Source organism: Cohaesibacter gelatinilyticus, from assembly GCF_900215605.1.
In the GTDB taxonomy this organism is placed as follows: domain Bacteria; phylum Pseudomonadota; class Alphaproteobacteria; order Rhizobiales; family Cohaesibacteraceae; genus Cohaesibacter; species Cohaesibacter gelatinilyticus.
In genome coordinates this window covers 320,685-344,930 of sequence record NZ_OBEL01000005.1, presented here as the reverse complement: position 1 = coordinate 344,930, position 24,246 = coordinate 320,685, and the positions used below count along the sequence as shown (strand labels likewise).

The window sequence follows — 24,246 nt, the reverse complement described above, 5'->3', positions numbered from 1 at the left end:
CTCATAAACTTGAATTGAAACAGCATAGCCAATCGGTTGGGCGCGGTCAAAAACCAAACCCTAAATTGCTTAATTGCGCACAAGCGCAACCTGGCGTGGTTTTTCTAGTTTAAGACAGGCTTGGCAGAAGCCTTGGGATCTTCAATATGCAGCAAATTGCGCATATCGCCTTCTTTTTGCGTCAGGTCAGCGAGCGTATATTTATCCAGCGCTTTCAAAAAAGCTTCCAGAGCATCATTGAGTGCATGGTTGAAATCACACATGGAGAGCAACGGACAATCGTAGCTGCCTTCATCAAAGCAATCAGCCAAATGGAAATTTTCCTCGGCTGCACGAATAATCTCACCCAAGGTGATGTCCTTAGGTTCTTTCGCCAGTTTCAAACCACCATTGCGTCCACGATGGGTGGTAATGAAGCCATTGGAAACCAGAATAGGCAAAATCTTGAACAGATGATATTCGGAGATATCATATACGCGAGCGATCTCGCTCACTTTGGCGAACTCTTCGCGCTTTGCTGCGCAATACATCAAGATGCGGACAGAATAGTTTGCCTGTTGCGTCAGTCTCATGGTTCAAAACTTCCCTATACGAATTCAAATCCTGCCTGCATTACGCAAGCCACTTGGTCCTGTGCTGATTTGAATGGTCTAGTCTTTATATAAAGGGCAAACGCTTGCAACGCAAATATGTCGCCCCCGTTTCTAATCAATTTAATGACAGAAAAGGCATTTGCAACTGATCAGGGTCAAACAAGCTATTTTTATAAATGTGAAATTAATTTAGCTGACCTTTGTCATGATCAATATACATGCCCTGCATGCCTTAAAATTTTGGTTCTTTGGTGATTTTCCCTCTTTTCATACGAAAAATCATTCTTTACGCTGTCGATCAATAACAAAATCTCCAATGCATCATAACAAAAGCACATGATCCATGCTGAAATATCTTCCCTCACTTAGTGCACTGCGTGCTTTTGAAGCCGCCGCTCGCCATCTCAGCTTCACCAAAGCAGCCAGCGAACTGGGAGTGACTCAAAGCGCCATCTCGCGCCAGATGCGAGCAATGGAAGATCTGCTGGGACTGCGTTTGTTTGAACGCACCGGCCATGGCCTTGTTCTGACCGAAGCTGGAGAGGTCTATGCCCACAAGATCCGCACCAAATTACAGGATATCGAAACCGCGACACTGGAATTATTGGCTTATCGCGGGCAAGGTGGCGAACTCACTATTGCATGCCTGCCCACATTCGGTGCGCGCTGGCTGGTTCCACGTCTGACCAAATTTACCGCAGCACACCCAGAAGTTCTCATTCATATCGTCACCAAGATTGAGCAGTTCGAGTTCATGGGTGAGGATATCGATGCCGCTTTTCATTTTGGTGAAGGTGCCTGGCCAGGAGCCCTGACCGACCCCTTGATGCCCGAATATATCGTGCCACTTGCTCACCCGGATCTTCTAAGGCGCAGGGATGAAATCGGGCTTGAACAACTGCTACTGGAGCAGCCTCTGCTGCAAGCAACCTCGCGCCCCAATCTGTGGAGCCATTGGTTCAATGTCACCGGGCATCATCATCCTAACCCCCATGTTGGCCCACGGTTCGAGCATTTTCATATGGTCATTCGCGCTGCGGCCTCCAAGATGGGTGTCGCACTGCTGCCACGATTTCTGGTTGAAGAAGAAATTGCATCGGGTGATCTGGTTGCGCTGGATAGCCACCTGACCCGTTCCAATGGCGACTATTATTTTGTCTATCCGCAGTCCAAACGTGCCAATCCCAATTTGCAGGTTTTCCGCACCTGGATCATGCGCGAGGCCATCAGCGCCAAAAAGGAAATCAACAAATTGAACAAGCATCAGGACTGATGCTGACACTCCTCAATCTATGCGACAGTCTATCCACCAATATGACACAAATGCATCACACGTCAGCTATACTGGCACAAAACAGTCAATTCTTGCCAATTTAACATAACCAAAACGCATGCACCCCTGAAATTTATTCGTTTCTCTTTGTCCTGCTGGATGGATATTGTGCCGTTAAGAACCATCGGAGTCACCTATCTGTCTGATGGATACATGATTGAGACGCATGCGTGCTATTCGGACTTGTCGCGCACGCCTTGCCAAACCGCTCTAAGGAAAAGCCATGTGCGCCAAACCACAATTCTCTTGGGACGATCCCTTCCATTTTCGTGACCAGCTGAGCGAAGACGAACGCATGATCATGGACGCGGCCCGTGCTTTCTGTGATGATCGTCTGATGCCTCGCATTCTGGAAGCCAATCGTCACGAAAAGTTCGATCGTGAAATCATGAACGAGCTGGGTGAGAATGGTTTCCTTGGCTCCACCATCCCAGAGGAATATGGCTGTGCTGGTGTCAACCATGTTGCATATGGTCTGGTTGCCCGCGAAGTTGAGCGCGTCGACTCTGGCTATCGTTCTGCCATGTCCGTGCAATCTTCCCTCGTCATGCATCCGATCTATTCTTACGGCACTGAAGAGCAGCGCAAGAAATATCTGCCGAAACTGGCAACAGGTGAAATGGTTGGTTGCTTTGGCCTGACCGAACCTGATCATGGTTCTGACCCTGGCTCCATGGTAACCCGCGCAGAGAAAGTCGATGGCGGCTACAAGCTGAACGGCGCGAAAATGTGGATCACCAACTCCCCGATCGCTGATATTGCCATTGTCTGGGCCAAGTCCGACGCCCATGAAAACAAGATCAAGGGCTTCATCGTCGAGCGTGGCATGGAAGGCTTCACCACGCCAAAGATCGAAGGCAAAATGAGCCTGCGTGCTTCCATTACCGGTGAAATCGTTCTTGATAATGTTCTGGTTCCTGAAGAGAACCTGCTACCAAATGTTTCCGGTCTTGCTGGTCCATTCGGCTGCTTGAACAAAGCGCGTTACGGCATTGCATGGGGCGTTCTGGGTGCTGCAGAATTCTGCTGGCATGCTGGCCGTCAATACACCCTTGATCGCAAGCAGTTCGGCCGTCCGCTGGCTCAGACACAGTTGATGCAGCTAAAAATGGCAAACATGCAAACCGAAATCACTCTTGGTCTTCAAGCCGCCCTGCGCGTCGGCCGCATGATGGACGAAGGCAATTGCCCTGTTGAGAATATTTCCCTGATCAAGCGCAACAACTGCGGTAAATCTCTCGATATCGCTCGTATTGCCCGTGACATGCATGGTGGCAACGGCATCTCCGACGAGTTCCACGTGATCCGTCACATGGTCAACTTGGAAACCGTCAACACCTATGAGGGCACCCACGACATTCATGCTCTCATTCTGGGCCGCGCCCAGACCGGCCTGCAGGCATTCTTCTGATCCTTCCTCATTGTGTGATCAGATCAGAGAGGCGGGATGTCTTTCCCCAAACCCGCCTCTCACTTTTTCCGGCCCGACTTTCCTGAGCCGGGCAATTCCTTTTCTCAGGTCAACTGTGCTCTCAATGATCCCAGTCCGAGCCTGACCATATTCAGGACCCGACATGACTGGCGCTCTTTCCCATATCCGAGTTCTCGATCTTACCCGTGTGCTGGCTGGCCCATGGTCTGGCCAAATTCTGGGCGATCTCGGTGCAGATATCATCAAGGTTGAGCGCCCGGGCGTTGGAGATGATACCCGCGGTTGGGGCCCTCCCTACCTGAAGGACAAGGATGGCAATGAGCGTTCGGATGCAGCTTACTTTGGTTGCACCAACCGCAACAAACAGTCCGTCACCATCGATATCACCAAGCCAGAAGGGCAAGCCCTGATCCGCGAACTGGTCGCCAAGTCTGATATTCTGGTTGAGAATTACAAGGTTGGTGGCCTTAAGAAATATGGCCTTGATTATGACAGCTTGAAAGCCATCAAGCCCGACCTGATCTATTGCTCCATCACCGGCTTCGGTCAGACAGGTCCTGATGCCACCAAAGCGGGTTATGACTTCATGATCCAGGGCATGGGTGGTCTGATGAGCGTGACCGGCCAACCAGAAGGCAGCCCGGGTGGCGAGCCGATGAAGGTGGGCGTTGCCCTGGCCGATGTCATGACCGGTCTGTATTCGACTATCGGTATTCTGGCAGCCCTCGCCTATCGCGATCAAACTGGCGAAGGCCAGCATATTGATATGGCTTTGCTGGATGTTCAGGTTGCAACCCTAGCTAATCAGGCGACCAATTATCTGGTTTCCGGCAAAGCCCCGACCCATATGGGCAATGCTCATCCCAATCTGGTGCCATACCAAACCTTCCCGACGTCAGACGCACACTTCATTCTGGCTATTGGCAATGATAGCCAGTTCGCCAAATTCTGTGCGATTGCAGGCCTTGATGATTTACCTGGCGATATCCGCTTCGATACCAACCGCCACCGCGTGGAAAATCGCGACGTGTTGGCCGCCAAGATTACAGCGGTGACTGCCGATAAACCGCTTGATTACTGGATGGAAAAACTGGGCAAAGCAGGCGTTCCTTGTGGTCCGATCAACTCCATTGATCGCGTCTTTGAAGAACCGCAAATCAAGCATCGCGGCATGGCTATTGAAGTACCAGCCAAAGATGGCAGCATGCAGCCCGGTGTCGCCAACCCGATCAAGCTGTCCAAAACTCCGCCAAGCTACAAGTCTGCCCCACCAGAGCTGGGCGAACATACATTGAGCGTGTTGGCCAATCTCCTTGGGAAAGATGAGAGCGAACTGGAAGCGTTAAGCTCGGGGAAGATAATTTAAGAATTGTTTTCTTCAGAGAGAATTGCTTGGAACAAGAACCCGCAAAAGGAAACCCTTCCTTTTGCGACGGCCGATAGGCAAGCGCGAAGCGTGCCCTCGCAGGCCTGAGCGCAGCGAAGAATAGCCGGCAAGAGAAAAAGAGCCTCCCTTTTACACATCCGATCCCGTTTCCACTCGACAAAGCTGATCAATTCACTCCATTCTGTTGACTCTATTTTGAAAACAGAGATTGGGACCAGCTAGAGGAATCCGGGTCATGGATAGCATCTTGCAGCGCATTGACGATAAGGAAGCAGATCTCATTGCGCTGACGCAAGATCTGATCCGCTTTCCCACGATCAATCCTCCTGGCGAAGCCTATGAGCCTTGTGCCCATTATCTGGGTGAGCGGCTTAAAAAACGCGGCTTTGATGTTCAATATGTCCGCGCTCACGGCACGCCCGGCGATAGCGATCAATATCCACGCATCAATATCATCGCTCGCAAGAAAGGCGGCCGCCCGGGCCCTTGTGTACATTTCAACAGCCATATCGACGTGGTGGAAGTAGGAAAAGGCTGGACCAAGGATCCTTTTGGCGGCGAAATTGCGGATGGCAAGATATATGGTCGTGGCGCCTGCGATATGAAAGGCGGGCTTGCCGCCTCCATCATTGCGATCGAAGCTTATATCGAAGCCAACCCGGACTTTCCCGGCGCGATTGAGATTTCCGGCACCTGCGATGAAGAATCCGGTGGTTATGGCGGCGTTGCTTATTTGGCTGAACAAGGCTTCTTTGCAAAAGACCGCGTTGATCATGTTATTATTCCAGAGCCTTTGAACAAGGACCGTATTTGTCTCGGTCACCGTGGTGTCTGGTGGGCAGAAATCGAGACCCATGGCCATATTGCCCATGGCTCGATGCCCTTTCTTGGCGACTGCGCTGTTCGCCATATGGGTGCGGTGATTGATCAGTTTGAAGAAAAGCTCTATCCGGCGTTGGCGGAAAAACGCACGGACATGCCTGTTGTGCCACCCGGCGCACGTCAATCTACGCTGAACATCAATTCAATTCATGGTGGCCAGTCGGAAGATTATGACGGCCTGCCTGCCCCATGTGTTCCCGATTCCTGCCGTATGGTGATTGATCGCCGTTTCCTGATCGAAGAACAACTGGATCAGGTCAAAGGCGAGATAACTAAGCTGCTGGATGAATTATCGGAAAACCGAGACAAATTCCGCTATGAGATCAAGGATCTGTTCGAAGTTCAACCGACCATGACCGACAAGGAGCAACCGGTTGTACAAGCGGTGAGTAGCGCAATCTCGGATGTACTGGAAACCCAGCCTGATTATGTAATCTCCCCCGGCACCTATGATCAAAAACATATCGATCGCATCGGCAAGCTGAAAGACTGTATTGCCTATGGGCCCGGTATCCTCGATCTGGCCCATCAACCGGACGAATATGTGGGCATTGAAGATATGCTCGATTCCGCTAAAGTAATGGCGAAAGCCATCCACAACCTGCTGAACGGGGATCAGCAGTAACCATTCAGGCTCACGCCATATAGAACACAAAACCCGTCAACTCCGTGCTGACAGGACAGGTCAAACTCAGGTCGGGAGGACCACAGGATGAAAACCATTGCCAAACTGACGACCGCATTTGCAACAGCTTCCTTGCTGCTCGCATCCACTGCGCTGGCGGCAAAAGATGACATCACCATCGGTGTCCGTCTGGAACCTCCACATCTGGATCCGACCGCAGGCGCAGCAGCTGCTATTGATGAGATCGTCTATGCCAATATTTTCGAAGGTCTGACCCGCATTGATCAGACTGGCTCTGTCAAACCTGCCTTGGCCGAAAGCTGGACCATTTCTGAAGATGGCAAAACCTACACCTTTACCTTGCGCAAGGGTGTTAAGTTCCATGATGGCAGCGATTTTGATGCATCTGACGTAGTCTATAGCCTTGATCGTGCCCGTGGTGAGAAGTCCGTCAATGCGCAAAAAGCCCTGTTCGAGCCAATTGAAAGCGTCACGGCAAAGAATGCCAACACGGTCGAAGTCAAGCTTAAGCGCCCAACCGGCAACATGCTGTTCAATCTAGGCTGGGGCGATGCCATCATGGTGGATCCGGCCAGTGCAGACGCCAACAAGACCAATCCCGTCGGCACCGGGCCGTTCAAATTCAGCAAATGGACCAAGGGCGATAGCATCGCCATCAGCCGTAACGATGCTTACTGGGGTGATCCGGCCAAGCTCAAAAACGCCACTTTCAAGATTGTAGGCGACGCAACTGCAGCGATTGCCTCTCTGATGGCAGAAGATGTTGATGCCTTCCCACAATTTACGGCGCCAGAAATGCTGCCACAATTGCAATCCGACCCCCGCTTCAAAGTGGTGATTGGCACAACTGAGGGTGAGACCATCCTCTCTACCAATAATGAAGCCGAGCATTTCAAGGATGTCCGGGTTCGCAAGGCCATGGCCCATGCCATCAATCGCCAATCTATCATTGATGGCGCCATGTTCGGCCAAGGCACCTTGATCGGCTCTCACTTTGCGCCACACCATCCGGCCTACAAAGACCTGTCCGGCGTCTATAATTTCGATCTCGACAAGGCCAAAGCACTGATGACTGAAGCAGGTCTTGAGAACGGCTTCAAGGCGCGCCTGCACCTGCCACCAACCGATTATGCTCAGCGTTCAGGTCTAATCATCGCATCCGATCTGAAGAAAATCGACATCGAGTTGGAAATCATCTCTGTTGACTGGGGCCAATGGCTGAAACAGGTCTTCAAAGGCAAGGACTTTGATCTGACCATTGTCTCCCATACCGAACCAATGGATATCGGCATCTATGCCCGTGATGATTACTACTTCAATTACAAAGATGCCAACTTCAAGGCGTTGATTAAAGAGTTGAATGCCACCAGTGATGAAACCAAACGCAATGAGCTGATGCAGAAAGCTCAAGAAAAGCTGAATGCTGATGCGGTGAATGGTTATCTCTTCCAGCTGGCAAAAACCGGTGTCTGGAATGCCAAGATCAAAGGTTTGTGGGCCAACAGCCCCGTTCAGGCCAATGATCTGACCGACGTGGAATGGATGGATTAATCAGGAATAGAAGCTCTCGCACAGATACCTCTCACGGCTAATCCAAGCTTCGCTTGGGCCTCCGAGGGGCGCAGTCAAGCTGCGGTCACCTATCGGTTCCCGGCGAAAATCAAGTCTTTTCGCCGAATTCTTTTCCCTCGATAGTCAGTAAGGGACAAGAACTCGCAAAAGGAAATCCTTTCTTTTGCGACGGCCGACAGGCAAGTGCGAAGCGCCCTGTCTGGAGCCCTGATCGAAAGATCAGGAATAACGTGAAGACGTCTTGATTACGTGAGAAAGAAATTAAGAAAGGCTGCCATTCATGCTTCTCTTTGCACTTCGGCGCTTTGTCAGTCTGGCGTTGACGCTTCTGGCAGCCTCTCTTGTGATCTTCGCCATCATGGAAATCCTGCCCGGTGATCCAGCAGAATTGATCCTCGGCATCAATGCGCAGGCCGATACCTTGCAAGCTTTGCGGCAGGAACTCGGCCTGCATCTACCCCTTCTCGAACGCTATTGGAACTGGATTACATCCATGTTTGCCGGGGACTTTGGCACATCCTACACCTATTCCGTCCCGGTGTTGGATCTGATCAGCGAGCGTCTGATCGTCTCGTTCCCACTTGCCCTGTTCGCCCTGACACTTTCGACCCTACTAGCCCTGCCCTTGGGGCTGCTGGCTGCAGCCTTTCGCAACAAATGGCCGGATTGGGGCATGATGGGACTGACACAGCTAGGCATTGCCGTTCCCAATTTCTGGTTCGCCATGCTGCTGGTACTGGCCTTTGCGGTCACCTTGCGCTGGTTCCCGTCCGGCGGCTTTCCCGGTTGGGAGGCTGGCTTTTGGCCCGGCATGAAAGCGCTTTTGTTACCGGCTATCGCCCTAGCCTTGCCTCAAGCCTCCATCCTGGCCCGCATCATGCGCTCCTCCATGCTGGATGTGATCCATGAAGATTATATGCGCACCGCCCGCGCCAAGGGGCTCAATCAGACCCAAACGCTGCTTCGTCATGGTCTACGTAATGCACTCATTCCGGTCATCACCATTCTGGGTCTGCAATTTTCCTTTCTGCTGGCAGGCACCGTCATCATCGAGAATGTTTTCTTCCTGCCCGGTCTTGGCCGTCTGGTCTTTCAGGCCATCACCCAGCGCGATCTGATCACCGTGAAAGCCGTGATTGTGCTGCTGGTAGCAACCGTCATCATCGTCAATTTCGTGATTGATCTGACCTATGCAGCAATTGACCCGCGCCTTCGCAAGAAAAAGGGGGCTTAGGCTGATGTCAGAAAGCATGTCTCAACAGAATGCCATCAGGGTCAATGCCCTGCGCTCGCCATCTCTGCTGATCGGCGGCCTGATCACCCTCGTCTTTATCACACTGGCGCTGTTATCCTTCGTTTGGACACCCCATGATGCATTGAGCGTCAATATCATGGAACGCCTGAAACCCATCAGTGGTGATTATTGGCTGGGTACTGATCAATATGGCCGCGATCTTTTCTCCATGATCATGCTCGGCGCTCGCAATTCCATTGCAGTGGCGCTTGTTGCCGTTGGTATTGGCATGGGACTGGGTGTACCCATTGGCACATGGGCTGCAGCAAGAGGCGGTTGGTTGGACGAAGCTTTGATGCGAACCGGTGATTTCATCTTCGCATTCCCAGCTCTTATCTCCGCCATCATGATCACAGCTTTGCTTGGACCTGGTGCGATCAATGCCATCATCGCCATCGGCATTTTCAATATCCCGGTCTTTGCCCGTCTTGCCCGCGGAGCTGCCCTCAGCCTTTGGACACGCGATTTCATTCTCGCTGCGCGCCTGTCGGGCAAGAATGCGGTTCATATCACCTGGGAGCATATCCTGCCCAACATCGCCAATCTGTTGATTGTTCAGGGCACCATTCAATTCTCTTTGGGCATTTTGGCAGAAGCCAGCCTGTCCTATGTAGGGCTCGGCACTCAGCCACCGATGCCAAGCTGGGGCAAGATGCTGTTCGAAGCCCAAACCATGATGGCTTTCGCACCACAATTGGCCATCATCCCAGGCCTCGCCATAATCTTCACCGTTCTGGGGCTGAACCTGCTTGGCGATGGCTTGCGCGATGTTCTCGATCCCAAGACCCGCCAACGCCAAGATGGGGATCTGCTATCATGAGCCTGCTCTCCATCCGTTCCCTCAATCTATCCATTCAGAACAAACCGATTCTGAACAACATCAATCTGTCTCTGGAAGCAGGTAAATGCCTAGGGTTGGTTGGCGAATCCGGTTCTGGCAAGAGCATGACTGCCCTTTCCATCATGCACCTGCTACCCCATCACAGTCATCTATCAGGTGCCATCACATTGGATGGAGAAGAGTTGACCAAACTGGATGAGAAACAGCTGTGCGAGCGACGCGGCGATCAGATGGGCATGATCTTTCAAGAACCCATGACCGCTCTCAACCCGCTCAAAACAGTGGGGAACCAGATAGAAGAGAGCTTGTTGCTGCATCGGGATATGACCCGAAAAGAAGCAGAGCAACACAGCCATCACTTGCTGGAACGGGTTGGCCTGTCTCCCGCACGCTATTCACCAAATCGCTATCCACATCAATTGTCCGGTGGTCAGCGCCAGCGTGTGGTCATTGCCATCGCCATAGCCATGCGACCGGCCTTGCTGATTGCTGATGAGCCCACCACGGCTTTGGATGTGACCACTCAGGCCCAGATCCTCGAGCTGCTCAAGGAGTTAATGGAGGAGGAGCAATCTGCCCTTTTGTTGATTTCACATGATCTGGCAGTGGTAGCTGATATGGCCGATCACATCGCCATCATGAAAGAAGGCGAAATTGTCGAACAAGGCCCGGTGCCACAGCTTTTCGACACGCTCAGTCATCCTTACAGCCAAAACCTGTTCGAAGCATCGACCCATAGCCCCATCCGCACCAAACCGCCTCTTTTTTATGATGATGCCGGTCTTTCTGCTGAAAACAGAATTCTCAGTGCCGACCAGATCGTACGGGACTATTCTTTGCCGCGCCAGTTCCCTTATCTCAAGAAGCGGCATTTTCGTGCAGTCAATCACCTTGATCTGGCCATCCATCGGGGGCAATCCATCGGACTTGTCGGAGAATCCGGCTGCGGAAAATCGACCCTTGCCCGCACATTGCTGGGACTGGATGCTCCGCAAAAAGGAAGCCTTCTGGTGGGGGATCATAATCCCTTTACTGCCCAAAGGGATGATCTAATCTCAGTGCGCAAGGATATCCAGATTGTTTTTCAGGATCCCAATGGTAGCTTCAACCCACGCCACCCGGTGGGACGCAGTGTAGCTGAACCCTTGCATCTGCATCGCCATAGTGTAAGTGCACAAGAGCGGGAAGAAAAAGTCGCGCAGGTCTTCAACCAAGTGGGACTGAATCCAAAACACGCCCATCGTTATCCGCATGAATTTTCAGGTGGCCAGCGCCAACGTCTTGCCATTGCAAGAGCTCTGATCACCAAACCAAAAATCATCATTGCCGATGAGCCTGTTTCTGCTTTGGATGTCTCCATTCGCGCTCAAATATTGGATCTGCTGACCCAGCTGCGCGAGGAGCTGGATCTTGCCTATCTCTTCATCAGCCACGATTTATCCGTGGTGCGCGAGATCACTGACGAAGTGCTGGTCATGTATCAGGGTCAGATTATCGAGCGCGGCAAGACGCGTGAGGTGTTTGACAACCCCACTCATCCCTATACCCAAAGCCTGATTGCAGCGGCTCCCAATCTGGAAGCCACCATTCAGCGACGCAGAAATTCGGCTTAACGATCAATCTGCTCGATAAGACATCAGGCGTTGGAAGACTGCAGGATCCTCCTCGCCCTTTTCCCCACTTTGAATAGAGCCGAGCAATCGATTGGCCATGACTTTGCCGAGTTCAACGCCCCATTGATCAAAGCTGTTCACGCCCCAGATCACACCTTGCGCGAAGACCTTGTGCTCATAGAGCGCAATCAGACGGCCCAGCATATGTGGCGTCAATTGCTCATAGAGCAACAATGACGTTGGGCGATTGCCCGCAAATGTGCGGTGCGGCGCAATACGATCAATCTTGTCATCACTCATCCCCTCAGCTGCCAATTGAGCACGTACATTTTCCTCGCTACGCCCAAAGGCCAAGGCTTCGATCTGCGCCAGACAATTTGCAAGCAGCATTTCATGCTGATCCTCTGAGGCATCGGTGGGTTTGGCAGCAATCAGGAAATCACATGGCACCATATCGGCACCCTGATGAAGGCTCTGATAAAAAGCATGCTGGCCATTCGTTCCCGCACTACCCCAAATCACCGGCGATGCTGGCCGGGAGATCGGTTTGCCATTCTGGCGCACCATCTTGCCGTTTGACTCCATGTCCAACTGCTGCAAGAAGGCAGGGAAATTTTCAAGCCGTTGGTCATATGGCAGAATGGCCTGGGTACCACACGCCCAGATGTTGCGATACCAGAGGCTGAGAGCAGCCATCATCATTGGCATATTCGCGCGGAACGGCGCAGTAGCGAAATGCTCATCCATTGCTCGGGCGCCAGAGAGGAATTCCTCAAAGCGTTCAGGCCCGATGGCAATAGCAACCGGCAAGCCAATCGCCGACCAGACTGAATAGCGACCACCTACCCAATCCCAAAATTCAAACATTCGTTCCGTCGATATACCAAAAGCCTGCACAGCATCAGCATTCGTCGACAAAGCTGCAAAATGCGCGCCGGGAGCATCCTCACCCAATGTACTCACAATCCAATTTCGGGCTGCTCGTGCATTGGCCATGGTTTCCTGAGTGGTGAAGGTCTTGGACGCCACCAAAAACAATGTTGTTGCCGGGTTCAAGTTTTCCAGACAATCACCAAGATGGGCACCATCCACATTGGAAACAAAATGCGCATTGGGACCATCCGTCCAGCCTTTCAAGGCCTGCGTGACCATACGGGGGCCGAGATCCGAGCCACCAATCCCTACATTGACGACATCGGTGAATGCCTCATCCGTATGACTTCGAATGGTGCCATCACGCACGCCTGAGGCAAACGCCAGAAAACGCTGTTTGACCTCCTCAACATCCTTGGTGACATTTTGACCGTTGACGCTCACTTCATCAACACCACCGCGCAAGGCCGTATGGAGGACAGCTCGATGTTCAGTTTCATTGATGATCTTGCCCGCACACATATCCGCAAAACGTCCTCGTACTTCCGCCTGTTCAAACAGGCTTTCCAGCAGAAGCAGAGTCTTGTCAGAAATACGATGACGGGAGTAATCGAGCGTTAAATCACCTTCCATTTCAATGGAATAACGATTGAAGCGGTAGGGGTCGTCTGCAAGAGCAGATCGTAGGTGAAACTTGTCAAAATCTGCACGGTGACGAAGCAAATCACCCCACAACACTTCCATAGATGCCATAGTCAACCTCATAAAACCGGGCGGGATCGCAAGAATCTCGAACCAATGAATGTTCTCGCGACAAACAGGTTTATCGCGCACTCCTACACCGGTTTCATTGAAAAGACATTACAGCGAGTATTATATCTCTTCTTTTTTCGGCAGGTAGCGCGTGTCTTCAGGCTCTGTTCAACCCAAACTCACCATACTTATGTTCTATCAGATAAGATGGGTTTGATTCGCGAGCTCTGCCTGATTGTCGGGGTGTTGACGACACAGGTCAAATGGGGAGGTCACACAATGCGAAAAATTTTGATCAGTCTTGCAAGTTTGACTGGAGCCGTGATTGTTCTGTTGCTTGTCGCTCCCCTGTTTTTGTCGACCGATCTTTTGAAAGAACAGGTGCAAACATTCGTCAAAGACCAAACTGGCATGACCTTGCAAATTGGTGGCGATGTATCCTTGTCCCTGATCACGGGACTGGAGCTCTCCGCCCAGACTGTCTCTCTTCAGGATCAGAACAACAAGCCCCTTTTTGATGTCGAAGAACTTGATTTCGCGCTTGCGCTAAGCCCGCTTCTGCAAGGCCAGGCAGATATTCGTGCCATAACACTGAATCGACCCACCTTTACCCTGGCTCAGAGCAAACCCTCACCAAAAGACGATCCAATCCGGGCATTGGCAGAACAACAGGATCAGCCAGCAAATGCAGGATCATCCTCTTCGGGTGACATTGATCTCTCATCCCTGCGCGTACAGCGTCTTTCATTGCGCAACGCCAGTTTGGTCTCGCTATCAGAGACAGGCGAGACCTCTGTCCTGCTAAATCAACTCGATGCTGATCTCTCCATCCCGGATTTCAACGGTCCGGCTATCTTGTCCGGCTCTTTGCTGTTCAAAGACAAAGAATTGCAACTCAACGGACAGATTGCGCATGTCTCCAATGCCATCAATGGAAAGGAAACCAGCTTATCCCTGATTTCATCCAGCGATCTGCATCAATTGTCACTGGACGCCAATCTGGCCCTGAAGAGCCCTACCATGCTAAGCGGCAATCTCAAGCTGCAAAGCCAAAAGCTCAAAGAACTCCTCGCCTGGTTAAGTGGTTCTGCTCCTGCGCTTCATGCCAACACAGCCCAGATCACCACATCCATCATTGCTGGACAACAAGAAGTCCAACTGCGCTCCATACAAGGCAAATTGGGAGAGCAGGGCTTTTCTGCCGCCGCCCGCTTCTTCACAGCACAAGGGGCTCAAAATCCTCTTCTACGGCTGGCGATGGATATTGATAGTCTCGATCTAGATCAACTGCTTGCTACATCCTCCACTGCCAAGCAACAGGCTGGCAACACACAAGCTTCCTCATCGAAAGACGCAGGATCATCGGCCAGAAATGTTCCCGATCTGTCAGCCCTCACTGCCTTCGATGCCACCCTTGATCTGCGCGCCAAACAGTTGATCACTCAGGGCATTCAGATCAACAAAGTCAAACTGCTGGCTACTCTCATCAATGGCAGGATGCGGGCCAATCTGGACCATGCCGCAGTTGCGAAAGGATCCATTGGTGCAAATCTGCACGGCTCGGTCAAGGATCTGATTTGGGAAGGGTCTTTGAAGGCCAACAAACTGGATCTTCCAATGTTGGCAAAGCTAGCGGGGCAGCAAAGTCCGGCTGAGGGCATGGTTTCGGCCGATATCAACTTTGCCGCCAGAGGTCTGGAACCGGATATCCTGAAAAAAAGCGCCAATCTGGCTGGCGAAGTAAACCTCACTCAAGGCAGAATCTCGGTCCCAGCCCTGCAAAGTGCCATTCCAAACAGGAAAAGTGGCGTGATTGACAAACTCTCTCTTCGCGCTCGTTTGCAGGGACTGGACAAACCTCTGGCTCTTTCCGGCCGTATGAACTGGAATGGCGAAACAATCACATATGACAGTCGCATTGGCTTGGCGGAAATTTTGGCCAATCAGGCGATCCCCGCGAGTGTGACTTTACGGTCCAATCCTTTGAATGCAAGCTTGTCCGGCCGATTTTCGCCTGACAATCTGAGTTTGAACGGGAGTAAAATTGCGCTGTCTTCTCCTTCCAGCCGCGCCCTGATGGGCTGGCTGGGTCAGGTGGTGAGCAAAGGCACTCCCAATGTTCCAATTAGTGTTCAATCCAATCTGGCCCTAAGTCCATCCAATACGTCGCTGGAGCAATTATCATTGAGCTTTGGCCAATCCAAGGGCAACGGTAATCTCAGCATCAATACAGCTGCCAAACCGGTGATCAGTGCGTCCCTTGCCTTCAACAAGCTTGACATCACGCCATTGATGGGCAATGGCACCGAGCAAGGCCGCACAGGCAGTGCCGCCTCCGGTAGTGGTTCGCGCAAGACATCCCGCTCGCAAGCAGCTCCAGATAACAGCCCAATCGACTTCTCCGGCCTCAATGCCATCGATGCAGATCTGAAACTCTCAGCCAATTCACTGATTGCGAAAGATATTGTGACCGGAAAAGTCAGTCTGGTCGCCCGCCTCAAAGATGGCCAATTGCAAGCCAGCCTGGATCAATTGTCACTTTATGAAGGCACCGGCACTGGCGGCATTAGCCTCAATGCCAAAGCTAAACCCGCCCAAATGTCCGCCAATTTCTCTCTTGGCCAAATGCAGATGGCATATTTTCTGCGTGATGCCGTTGGAATGAAATCCTTAAGTGGCCGAGGCGGCACTCAATTATCGCTGACCACAACAGGAGCCAGTCGGGCGGATTTGATCCGCAATTTGAATGGCACTACCAATCTTGCCATTCGTGATGGACAAATCCGCGGTATCAATATTCCGCAAATGCTCCGCTCCTTGCGTGGTAATATCTTGGAGGGTTGGGCCTCATCTTCAGCTCAAAATACAGATTTCAGCTCACTTCAGGCCAGCTTCATCATTAAAAACGGTATTGCTACCAATCAGGATCTTCAAATGCTCGGACCGCTGGTGCGCATGACTGGCGCTGGTCAAATCGATCTGGTCCATCAACGTATCAACTACAGAGCCACACCAAAATTGGTAACGAAACTCAGAGGTCAAGGTGGTTTGGTCAATGCAGATGGCGTACCGATCCCGATTATCATCAAAGGAAAACTGGCAAAACCTCGTATCTATCCGGATCTACCAGGCATTTTGGAAAATCCGCAAGCCGTTCTGCAAGGCCTGCGTAATCTTGGCGGAGCCGGGAAAGCAGCCGCCAAGGGTCTGCAAAAGTTGGACAAGAACATTTCCAAGGAGTTGACCAAGCAAGGTGAAAAGCTGGGCATTGATCTGAACAAGTTCATCAGACCAAAGGGCCAGCCCAATCAGCAGCAGGGGCAGCAAAATACCCAACCTCAGAAACAACAACCGGTTGAACAGCAGCTCTTCAACAGCATCACCAAAGGCCTGTTCGGGAATTAAGTTTATAGTTTTTTCTTAGCGGCTATTCCTCGCATCTGCTCGGGCCTGCGAGGGCACGTGCTTTTGTGCGAATCCTGATCCGAAAAGTCTGCAACTTTTCGGGGACGCGCAGTGTGCTTGCCTATCGACCATCGTAAATGGAAGGATTTCCTTTTACGAGTTCTTGTTTCTAGCAATTCTCTCAAGGAAGATGAATTCGGCAGAAACATAGGCTTCTGTCGGGAACCGATAGGTGACCGCAGCTTGACTGCGCGCCCTCGCAGGCCCTGATCGCAGGATCAGGAATAGCCGTGAGAGCAAAGATGACATTTTAATCAATCACAGCTTACAAATTGCCAGAAGTCTACGCATATTTACTCAGCTTGATGTCTTCATTTTCACATCTCAATTCGCTCTACTGAAAGCCAATCCCCAATGATCCAACAGAGATTGGCAAGAACAGGAAGCAGCAATGGCGAACCAGCAGCAAACAATCGGCTTACTTGGAATTCCCCTGCAGGACGGCACTCATGAGAAAGGTTGCCTGATGGGTCCCGATGCCCTGCGCACAGCAGGCCTTATCCAAACCCTGCAATCCATGGGCTTTCAAAGTCGTGATTACGGCAATGTACGGCCGCAAAATGCTGATGATGCCTTCAGACTCAGTGGCAACGCGCTGAATGCATCCGAAATTGCTGGTTGGACGCGCGCCATTCAGGCCAAAGCCGCACAAATGCTGCAAGATAACTGTTTCCCTCTCTTCATGGGCGGAGATCATGCACTATCCATCGGAACCGTTGCAGCATTGGCTGAGCACGCCAATGGTCAAGATCGCCCGCTTTATGTGCTCTGGCTTGATGCCCATCCCGATTTCAACAGCCCCGGAACATCCGAGTCGGGAAATATGCATGGCATGTCCGTTGCTGCTTTTTGCGGCCTGCCGGAACTGTCTGATCTTTTTGAACCAAAGTTAAATTGTCCGGTCGATCCAACCCATGTCCATATGATCGGTATCCGCAGCGTGGATGCTGAGGAACGCGTCCAGCTCAAAAAACATCAGGTCCATGTCAATGATATGCGCCTGATCGACGAGATCGGTGTCATGAAGCCCTTGCAACGCCTGATCGATGATGTGAAGGCCAATAATGGCCTGCTTCATGTCAGTCTGGATGTGGATTTTCTCGACCCTTCCATCGCCCCCGCAGTTGGCACCACTGTGCCTGGTGGAGCGACATTCCGCGAAGCCCATCTGATCATGGAACTCTTGCACGAAAGCGGTCTTGTTACATCTTTGGATATCGTGGAACTGAACCCCTTCCTCGATGAGCGCGGCAAGACAGCCGAACTCCTCACCGATCTTGCAGCCTCGCTCTTTGGCCGCAAGATCTTTGATAGGCCGACCCGCCACCACCGCAACACGATGGATAGGCATCACTAAACCAGCCCGTTGAGCAATCTGTCTTTTGCTTTTCAAAATCAAGTGTTAGGCTCATGCCCAAGTCCGAGAACCAAGCAAAGAAAAGCGAAAGACACTCTCAATGAGCGATAAGAAACTCCGCATCGCCCTCGTTGCCCATGATGCCAAGAAAGACAATCTGATCGAATGGGTCGGAGTGCATAGAGAAGCGCTTTCAAAAGCACAGCTTTTTGGCACCGGCACCACAGGCAAACGGATTCTCGATAATTTTCCAGAGCTGGATATGACACCACTCTTTTCCGGCCCTCTGGGCGGGGATCAGCAGATCGGCGCAATGATCGCTGAAAAAAAGCTGGAAGCTCTGGTCTTCTTCATCGATCCCATGTCGCCAATGCCTCATGATGTTGATGTCAAGGCGCTCACCCGTCTTGCAACCGTTTATGATCTTCCCATGGCAAACAGTCCATCAACGGCCAACTTTGTCATTCAGGGGCTGACACGACCTGACTGAATGAAGTGAACAAAATAATATTGTCAAGGAGAACCAAGGGGTTCTCTTGTTGACACCGCAATAAAAAACACAGCAACTAAAACGCCAAGGCATATGTCAAGTCATCCATGATCTCATCGAGGATCACTAACCTTGCGGACAGTCGGTCGGATCAACCCTTCGGAAATACCATGGCTGCATGTTCTTCCTTGGTATAGGGAGAAACGGCCGAGGGAAATCCATAAAAAAGCCGCTCTGGAATAGAGCGGCTTTTTTTATTTTTGAACTTTGCAAATGAGTCTAATTTTCACGCACCACATAGACCGAACATGTGGAGTGACGCACGACTCGGGCCGAATTTGGTCCGAGCAGATAGTCTTTCAAATCCGGCTTATGCGCGCCAATGACAATCAGATCTGCATTGGTCTGATCGGCCAGTTGCAGGATCTCTTCATAAATGGAACCAGCCGCCACGATATGGCGTACCTTTTCGTCCCATTTTGCCCCCAACACGCTGGTCACCATTTCATGAAGCCGCTCTTTGGCTTCCTTGACCGCCTGTTTCTGGAAATTTTCGTCGAAATAAGTTCCGACAAGATTCATTCCAAAATTCGGCACCACAGTCACAATATCCAACGATGCCCCATCCAGCTCAGCCAACTTGGCGGCTGTTTTCAGCACTTCCTCTTCGCTCGAGGTTTGAGAGATATCGACTGCACAAAGAATGGACTTGGTCATGCGTTTGCTCCTTCTTCCTTGCGTGCACGGCCTTTCTGAGCCATGTAGATGAGGCCCAGCAGCAAGAGCCCTGGAATGAAGATCAGTTCTTTAGGCAATTGCTCAGCAGATAGTTTGGCTGATTTGATCACCACCGGCTCATCCCCATAGAAATCAAAACTCTCCAACTTCTTGGAGAAAGCAGTACCTGGGAATGGTTCATCCAGTTTCAATTTGCCATCCTCTTCCAGAGTCGCAAGGCCCATGGCCTGAAGACGTGCTTCACCGCCCTGTTCCTTACCTGCTGTAAGAATGAGGGTGGTCTCCTTGATATTGCTGGTATCGAAATCCGGACCGGATACGATGACGCGCATTTCGTCCCCTTCGGCAGCATTTCCAAGGCTGGAAGCAAATTGAGAGGTTTCCACCTCGACATAAGGCGGTTGAATGCGATCCATGAAGAAGTCAGGACGGAAAAGCACAAATGCAATCAGGACAAGCGCAACAGATTCATAGATCCGGCTGCGAGTGACAAAATAGCCCATGGTACCGGCCGTGAAGACCAATATGGCTATCGTGGCTATTATGGCCACCAATATGCCCTGATACCAATTGACATCGATCAGCAACAAATCGGTGTTGAAGATGAAGACAAATGGCAAGGCCACGGTCCGAAGACTGTAGAAGAACGCCGTGAAACCGGTCTTGATCGCATCACCCCCGGATACAGCCGCCGCCGCAAAGGAAGCAAGCCCAACCGGTGGCGTCACATCTGCCATAATCCCGAAATAGAACACGAACAAATGCACCGCGATCAATGGCACAATCAGACCTGACTGCGCTCCCAGCTCAACCACAACGCCAGCCATCAGCGATGACACAACGATATAGTTGGCTGTCGTTGGCAAGCCCATGCCCAGAATGAGCGAGAGCATACCTACGAAGATCAGCATCAGAACCAGATTACCACCGGAAATGAATTCCACCAGATCTGCCATTACCTGACCGATGCCAGTCAGTGTCACCGTGCCAACGATCACGCCAGCAGTTGCCGTTGCCAGACCGATGCCGATCATGTTGCGCGCACCATCAATCAAGCCAACAACCATATCGCCAACGCCTTCCTTGAAGGCTTCGACGGTGCGGCTCTCACCACGGAAGATGGCTTTCAACGGACGCTGGGTCAGCAGAATGAAGAATAACAAAGCCGTTGCCCAGAATGCAGACAGACCAGGAGATTTCTGCTCGATCATCAGGAAGTAAACCAGCACGATGATCGGCAGCAGATAATAAAGACCAGCTTTATAGATCTCACCGATATCCGGCAATGTCACTTCCTTGGCATTTGGATCATCCGGCACCAGATCATCAACACCCGCTGCCATCTTAAGCAACACGATATAGGCAACAGCAACCATGGCTGCCAAAATCCAGCTGGAACCAGCTGGTACAAGCGCCACAATGGCCTGAACTGGGAATTTCACGCCGTAGCAGATTCCGGCAAACAGAGCGAAGAAGCCCAGCATTCCCATGACTGTGCGAGCAGTAGACACTGCCTTGTGACCGATCACCGGCATATTGCGCTTCACCGCTTCCAGATGAACGATATATACCAAAGCGATATAGGAAATGATCGCAGGCAGGAAAGCATGAGTGATCACTTCCACATAGGAGATGCCCACATATTCAACCATAAGGAAGGCCGCAGCCCCCATGACCGGTGGCATGATCTGACCGTTCACCGAAGACGCCACTTCCACCGAGCCCGCTTGCTCGGATGAGAAGCCAACGCGCTTCATCAGCGGAATCGTAAAGGTACCGGTGGTCACAACGTTTGCGATGGACGAGCCGGAAATCAAACCGGTCGCAGCGGAACCAACCACAGCAGCCTTTGCAGGCCCACCTTTCAGGTGACCAAGGGCACCGAAAGCCATTTTGATGAAATAGTTGCCTGCTCCTGCCTTATCCAGCAAGGCACCGAACAGAACGAACAAGAAGACAAACTTGGTGGAAACGCCCAGCGCAATGCCAAACACACCCTCGGATGTGATCCACATATGGCTCATGGCTTTTTTCAGCGATGCACCTTTCCAGCGAATGACTTCCGGTACCCATTCAGCGGATCCAAAGAAGACATAGACCAAAAAGATGGTTGCAATGATGGCCATGGCAGGGCCAAGAGCACGACGGGCAGCTTCGAACAGAAGCAGCAGGCCAGCAAGTGCAAACCATTTGTCCGTATCATCAGCCAGACCACCACTATCGACGATTTTCTGATAGAAAATGAAGCCATACAGCGCAATGAAAGTCGCCACGATGCCGAGGATCCAGTCTTGCAACGGGATATAATGGCGCGGGCTGTTTTTCAGCGCAGGATAGGCCATGAAGGCCAGAAAGATGGCGAAAGCCAAATGGATCTGGCGTGAATTGTTGATCAGATCTCCGGGCAATATGTAAAAAGAGACTGGAGAGGCCAGGATAACCTGAAACAAAGACCAGATCACGGCCAATGTGGCCAGCAACATGCCAACCGCACCAGCCGGATTTCGGGAGCCCGCGTCACTGGCCGCTACCAGTTCCTGCAATTCCTCTTCGGAAAGCGGCTGACCCTTTACATTCTTGTCAGTCATTAATTATTCCCCCTGATTGCCGATAATCGACAATCCCTCATGGCGGCTTGCCCGTGCACGGGTCAGGTTTCCTGTCCCGCCAACGACCTGTTCAAACGCCCTCAATACAAGGTAAGAGCCCACCCTGATAAGACAATCACACATCCCAAGCTCAAGACCCGTTTGTTAACTTTGGGTCTCATTGCATAAAGACAGGCGTTGAAGCCACAACTCATCCATTAATGCAAGAAGGGGCGACGATTGCACTCGTCGCCCCCAATATTTGCTCGTTCGTTGAAGTCCCTAGCCTCCAACGAGCGGACCGGAAAGGCAGATTATTTAATCCAGCCTTTTTCCTTATAGTATTTTGCTGCACCAGCATGCAGAGGAGCAGACAGACCAGCGGTTGCCATTTCTTCCGGTTTCAGGTTGGCAAATGCAGGATGCAGTTTCTTGAATGCATCGAAGTTTTCGAAGACGGATTTTACAAGAGTGTAAACGGTGTCTTCAGAAACTTTTGCAGAGGATACGAAGGTCGCACCAACACCAAAGGTGGTTGTATCATCTGGATTACCACGATACATGCCACCAGGAATGGTAGCAGAACGGTAGTAGCTGTTGTCAGCAATCAGCTTCTCAACAGCAGGGCCGTCTACGGTTACCAGAACGGAATCACAAGCTGTTGTTGCTTCCTGAATGGAGCCGGATGGATGGCCAACGGTATAAACCATTGCGTCAATCTGGTTATCACACAGAGCAGCAGACTGTTCAGCAGCTTTCAGCTCGGTAGCCTGTGCCAGATCAGAGGTTTTCCAACCCAGAGCTTCCATGAGAACTTCCATGGTGCCACGTTGACCGGAACCCGGGTTGCCGATGTTAACGCGCTTGCCTTTCAGATCCTGAACATTCTTGATGCCGGAATCAGCACGGGCAACAACGGTGAATGGCTCTGGATGCACGGAAAATACTGCACGCAGATCTTCGAACTTGCCTTTGTCCTTGAACTTGGAAGTACCATTATAAGCATGATACTGCCAATCAGACTGAGCCACACCGAATTCCAGCTCACCTTCGCGAATGGTGTTGATGTTGTATACAGAACCACCGGTGGATTCTACCGAACAACGAACGCCATGCTCTTTACGGCTCTTGTTAACCAGACGGCAAATGGCACCACCAGTCGGGTAATACACACCAGTCACACCACCTGTACCGATCGTGATGAATTCCTCAGCAAAAGCGGCTGGGGAATAAGCCACACCGGCAGCCAGCAAAGCGGCCGTCAATTTTACATTTTTCAACATGTGTTTCTCCCTAGAGTTGAAAAGTCGTTGTATTGGCGCTGGACTAACCTTCCCAGAATTCTCCCAGCAACCGATTGCGTCGCTCCACGTCCTCAATCCGTTGCCGCGCAGCAGCTCCAGCTCGAGCAACCAGCATTCCTACTAAAGTCTCAATTAGCATAAGAGTGGCAACATAAGAAGAGAAGAATTGCGGACTCTCGGATGGAATGATGAAAAATGTGGATGCAAATTCCAAAGCGGGACAACTGTAACTATCTGTAATAACAACTACATATACTCCAAGCTCGGCGGCCATCTTCGCAGCCATGATTGAACGGCGCGCAAATGGTGGCTTGGTGATAATTACAAGAGCGTCCCCTTTTTCCAGATCAGCGATCGCGGTACTCAAGGACGCTCCCATACGCCCGGCAATGCGCCAATCGGTGGTAAAAAAATTGGCCAAATAGGCAAAATATTCGACAATTCCAGTCGATGCAAAGCCGCCAAACAACACAACCCTGCGTGCATCAGTCAAGGTATCAGCGGTTTGTTCCAGACGCACGAGGTCACTGTCGGAGGCGACCTGCGAAATATTCGTCAAACAAGCATTGGCCTGACGATGCAGGAATGGCGTTTCACCTTCCTCGGCGAGATCTTGCAGCAATTCTGCTTTTTGAGAGAAAGTCACTCGAGATTGTCCAATCGCCTTGCGGCAAAGCTCTCGCAACTCCTCATAAGACTCAAAATCCAAAGAGCGGGCCAACCGAGAGAACGTCGCTGGTGCAAGTTTGGTGGTAGCGGAGATTGAGCGCAGGCTGCGCGTTGCCACTTCGAACTGGTTTTCCAGTACGAAGTCGGCGGCCAGACGCAACTTTTCGCTCAAATTGCTGTATTTGCCAGCAATCCGATCCTCTACCGATATTTCTTGCAGAGCCCTATCCTCCCGAAATGACGAAATAAGCTTTTCTGTGTGTTTTTTACCTCATTTCGCAACTTTCCTAAAGTTTCAGGTGTTTTATGTCTTGTCAACAGGTGAAACAAATGTATCTCTTACTTTTTACCGAACAAAGCAAGCAACTGGACACTGGTGCGGACAAAAGAGCCAGCCCCAAGCCCAGCCTTTCACA

The 24,246-nt window shown here is 51.4% G+C and carries 17 protein-coding genes; 11 read left to right on the top strand and 6 right to left on the bottom strand.

From position 1 onward, the window contains the following. Positions 1–104 precede the first annotated feature (104 nt). A complete protein-coding gene (locus tag CRO57_RS19230; protein ID WP_097155110.1) occupies positions 105–572 on the bottom strand; it encodes an Rrf2 family transcriptional regulator in 468 nt (155 codons plus the stop codon). Positions 573–936: 364 nt separating this feature from the next. On the opposite strand from CRO57_RS19230, the gene gcvA reads away from it, so the two are divergent. The 8 genes from gcvA to CRO57_RS19190 all read left to right on the top strand — a co-directional run bounded on the left by gcvA (position 937) and on the right by CRO57_RS19190 (position 11,593). Next, complete coding sequence (gene gcvA, locus CRO57_RS19225; protein ID WP_097155109.1) at positions 937–1,866, top strand: transcriptional regulator GcvA; 930 nt, start codon at positions 937–939, stop codon at positions 1,864–1,866. A gap of 283 nt (positions 1,867–2,149) precedes the next feature. Then, the gene (locus CRO57_RS19220; protein WP_097155108.1) at positions 2,150–3,337 is read left to right on the top strand and encodes an acyl-CoA dehydrogenase; all 1,188 of its coding nucleotides are present in this window, start codon (positions 2,150–2,152) and stop codon (positions 3,335–3,337) included. 163 nt (positions 3,338–3,500) lie between these two features. Then, a complete protein-coding gene (locus tag CRO57_RS19215; protein ID WP_097155107.1) occupies positions 3,501–4,724 on the top strand; it encodes a CaiB/BaiF CoA transferase family protein in 1,224 nt (407 codons plus the stop codon). Positions 4,725–4,980: 256 nt separating this feature from the next. Beyond that, positions 4,981–6,252 (top strand): acetylornithine deacetylase/succinyl-diaminopimelate desuccinylase family protein, encoded by a 1,272-nt coding sequence (locus tag CRO57_RS19210; RefSeq protein ID WP_097155106.1) that lies wholly within the window; start codon positions 4,981–4,983, stop codon positions 6,250–6,252. A gap of 87 nt (positions 6,253–6,339) precedes the next feature. Beyond that, positions 6,340–7,824, top strand: a complete 1,485-nt coding sequence (locus CRO57_RS19205) for an ABC transporter substrate-binding protein (protein ID WP_097155105.1) — start codon at positions 6,340–6,342, stop codon at positions 7,822–7,824. Between the two features lie 301 nt (positions 7,825–8,125). Continuing rightward, on the top strand, positions 8,126–9,079 hold the full coding sequence (locus tag CRO57_RS19200; protein ID WP_097155104.1) for an ABC transporter permease: 954 nt from the start codon (positions 8,126–8,128) through the stop codon (positions 9,077–9,079). Positions 9,080–9,083: 4 nt separating this feature from the next. Further along, a complete protein-coding gene (locus CRO57_RS19195) occupies positions 9,084–9,959 on the top strand; it encodes an ABC transporter permease (protein ID WP_244580156.1) in 876 nt (291 codons plus the stop codon). Then, complete coding sequence (locus tag CRO57_RS19190) at positions 9,956–11,593, top strand: ABC transporter ATP-binding protein (RefSeq protein WP_097155102.1); 1,638 nt, start codon at positions 9,956–9,958, stop codon at positions 11,591–11,593. Before CRO57_RS19195 ends, CRO57_RS19190 begins: the two co-directional genes overlap by 4 nt. A gap of 3 nt (positions 11,594–11,596) precedes the next feature. On the opposite strand, the gene pgi is transcribed toward CRO57_RS19190, so the two are convergent. Further along, positions 11,597–13,231: a glucose-6-phosphate isomerase gene (gene pgi, locus CRO57_RS19185; RefSeq protein ID WP_097155101.1), complete on the bottom strand. Its 1,635-nt coding sequence runs from the start codon at positions 13,229–13,231 to the stop codon at positions 11,597–11,599. 267 nt (positions 13,232–13,498) lie between these two features. Between pgi and CRO57_RS19180 the strand changes: the two genes are divergently transcribed. The 3 genes from CRO57_RS19180 (at position 13,499) to CRO57_RS19170 (ending at position 18,531) form a co-directional block, all read left to right on the top strand. Beyond that, the gene (locus tag CRO57_RS19180) at positions 13,499–16,624 is read left to right on the top strand and encodes an AsmA family protein (protein ID WP_170956174.1); all 3,126 of its coding nucleotides are present in this window, start codon (positions 13,499–13,501) and stop codon (positions 16,622–16,624) included. A 451-nt stretch (positions 16,625–17,075) separates the two neighbouring features. Further along, on the top strand, positions 17,076–18,041 hold the full coding sequence (gene rocF, locus CRO57_RS19175) for an arginase (RefSeq protein WP_097155099.1): 966 nt from the start codon (positions 17,076–17,078) through the stop codon (positions 18,039–18,041). A gap of 100 nt (positions 18,042–18,141) precedes the next feature. After that, positions 18,142–18,531 (top strand): methylglyoxal synthase, encoded by a 390-nt coding sequence (locus tag CRO57_RS19170; RefSeq protein ID WP_097155098.1) that lies wholly within the window; start codon positions 18,142–18,144, stop codon positions 18,529–18,531. A gap of 279 nt (positions 18,532–18,810) precedes the next feature. Here the strand turns inward: CRO57_RS19170 and CRO57_RS19165 are convergent, their stop codons facing one another. From CRO57_RS19165 to CRO57_RS19150, 4 genes are all read right to left on the bottom strand, one after another. Beyond that, positions 18,811–19,248, bottom strand: coding sequence for a universal stress protein (locus CRO57_RS19165; protein ID WP_097155097.1), 438 nt, complete (start codon positions 19,246–19,248; stop codon positions 18,811–18,813). Further along, positions 19,245–21,857: a TRAP transporter permease gene (locus CRO57_RS19160; protein ID WP_097155096.1), complete on the bottom strand. Its 2,613-nt coding sequence runs from the start codon at positions 21,855–21,857 to the stop codon at positions 19,245–19,247. Before CRO57_RS19160 ends, CRO57_RS19165 begins: the two co-directional genes overlap by 4 nt. Before the next feature lie 314 nt (positions 21,858–22,171). Continuing rightward, complete coding sequence (locus tag CRO57_RS19155; RefSeq protein ID WP_425291291.1) at positions 22,172–23,137, bottom strand: TAXI family TRAP transporter solute-binding subunit; 966 nt, start codon at positions 23,135–23,137, stop codon at positions 22,172–22,174. A 46-nt stretch (positions 23,138–23,183) separates the two neighbouring features. Then, entirely contained in the window at positions 23,184–24,002 is an 819-nt protein-coding gene (locus CRO57_RS19150; RefSeq protein ID WP_210200943.1) for a MurR/RpiR family transcriptional regulator, read from the bottom strand. Positions 24,003–24,246: the final 244 nt, after the last annotated feature.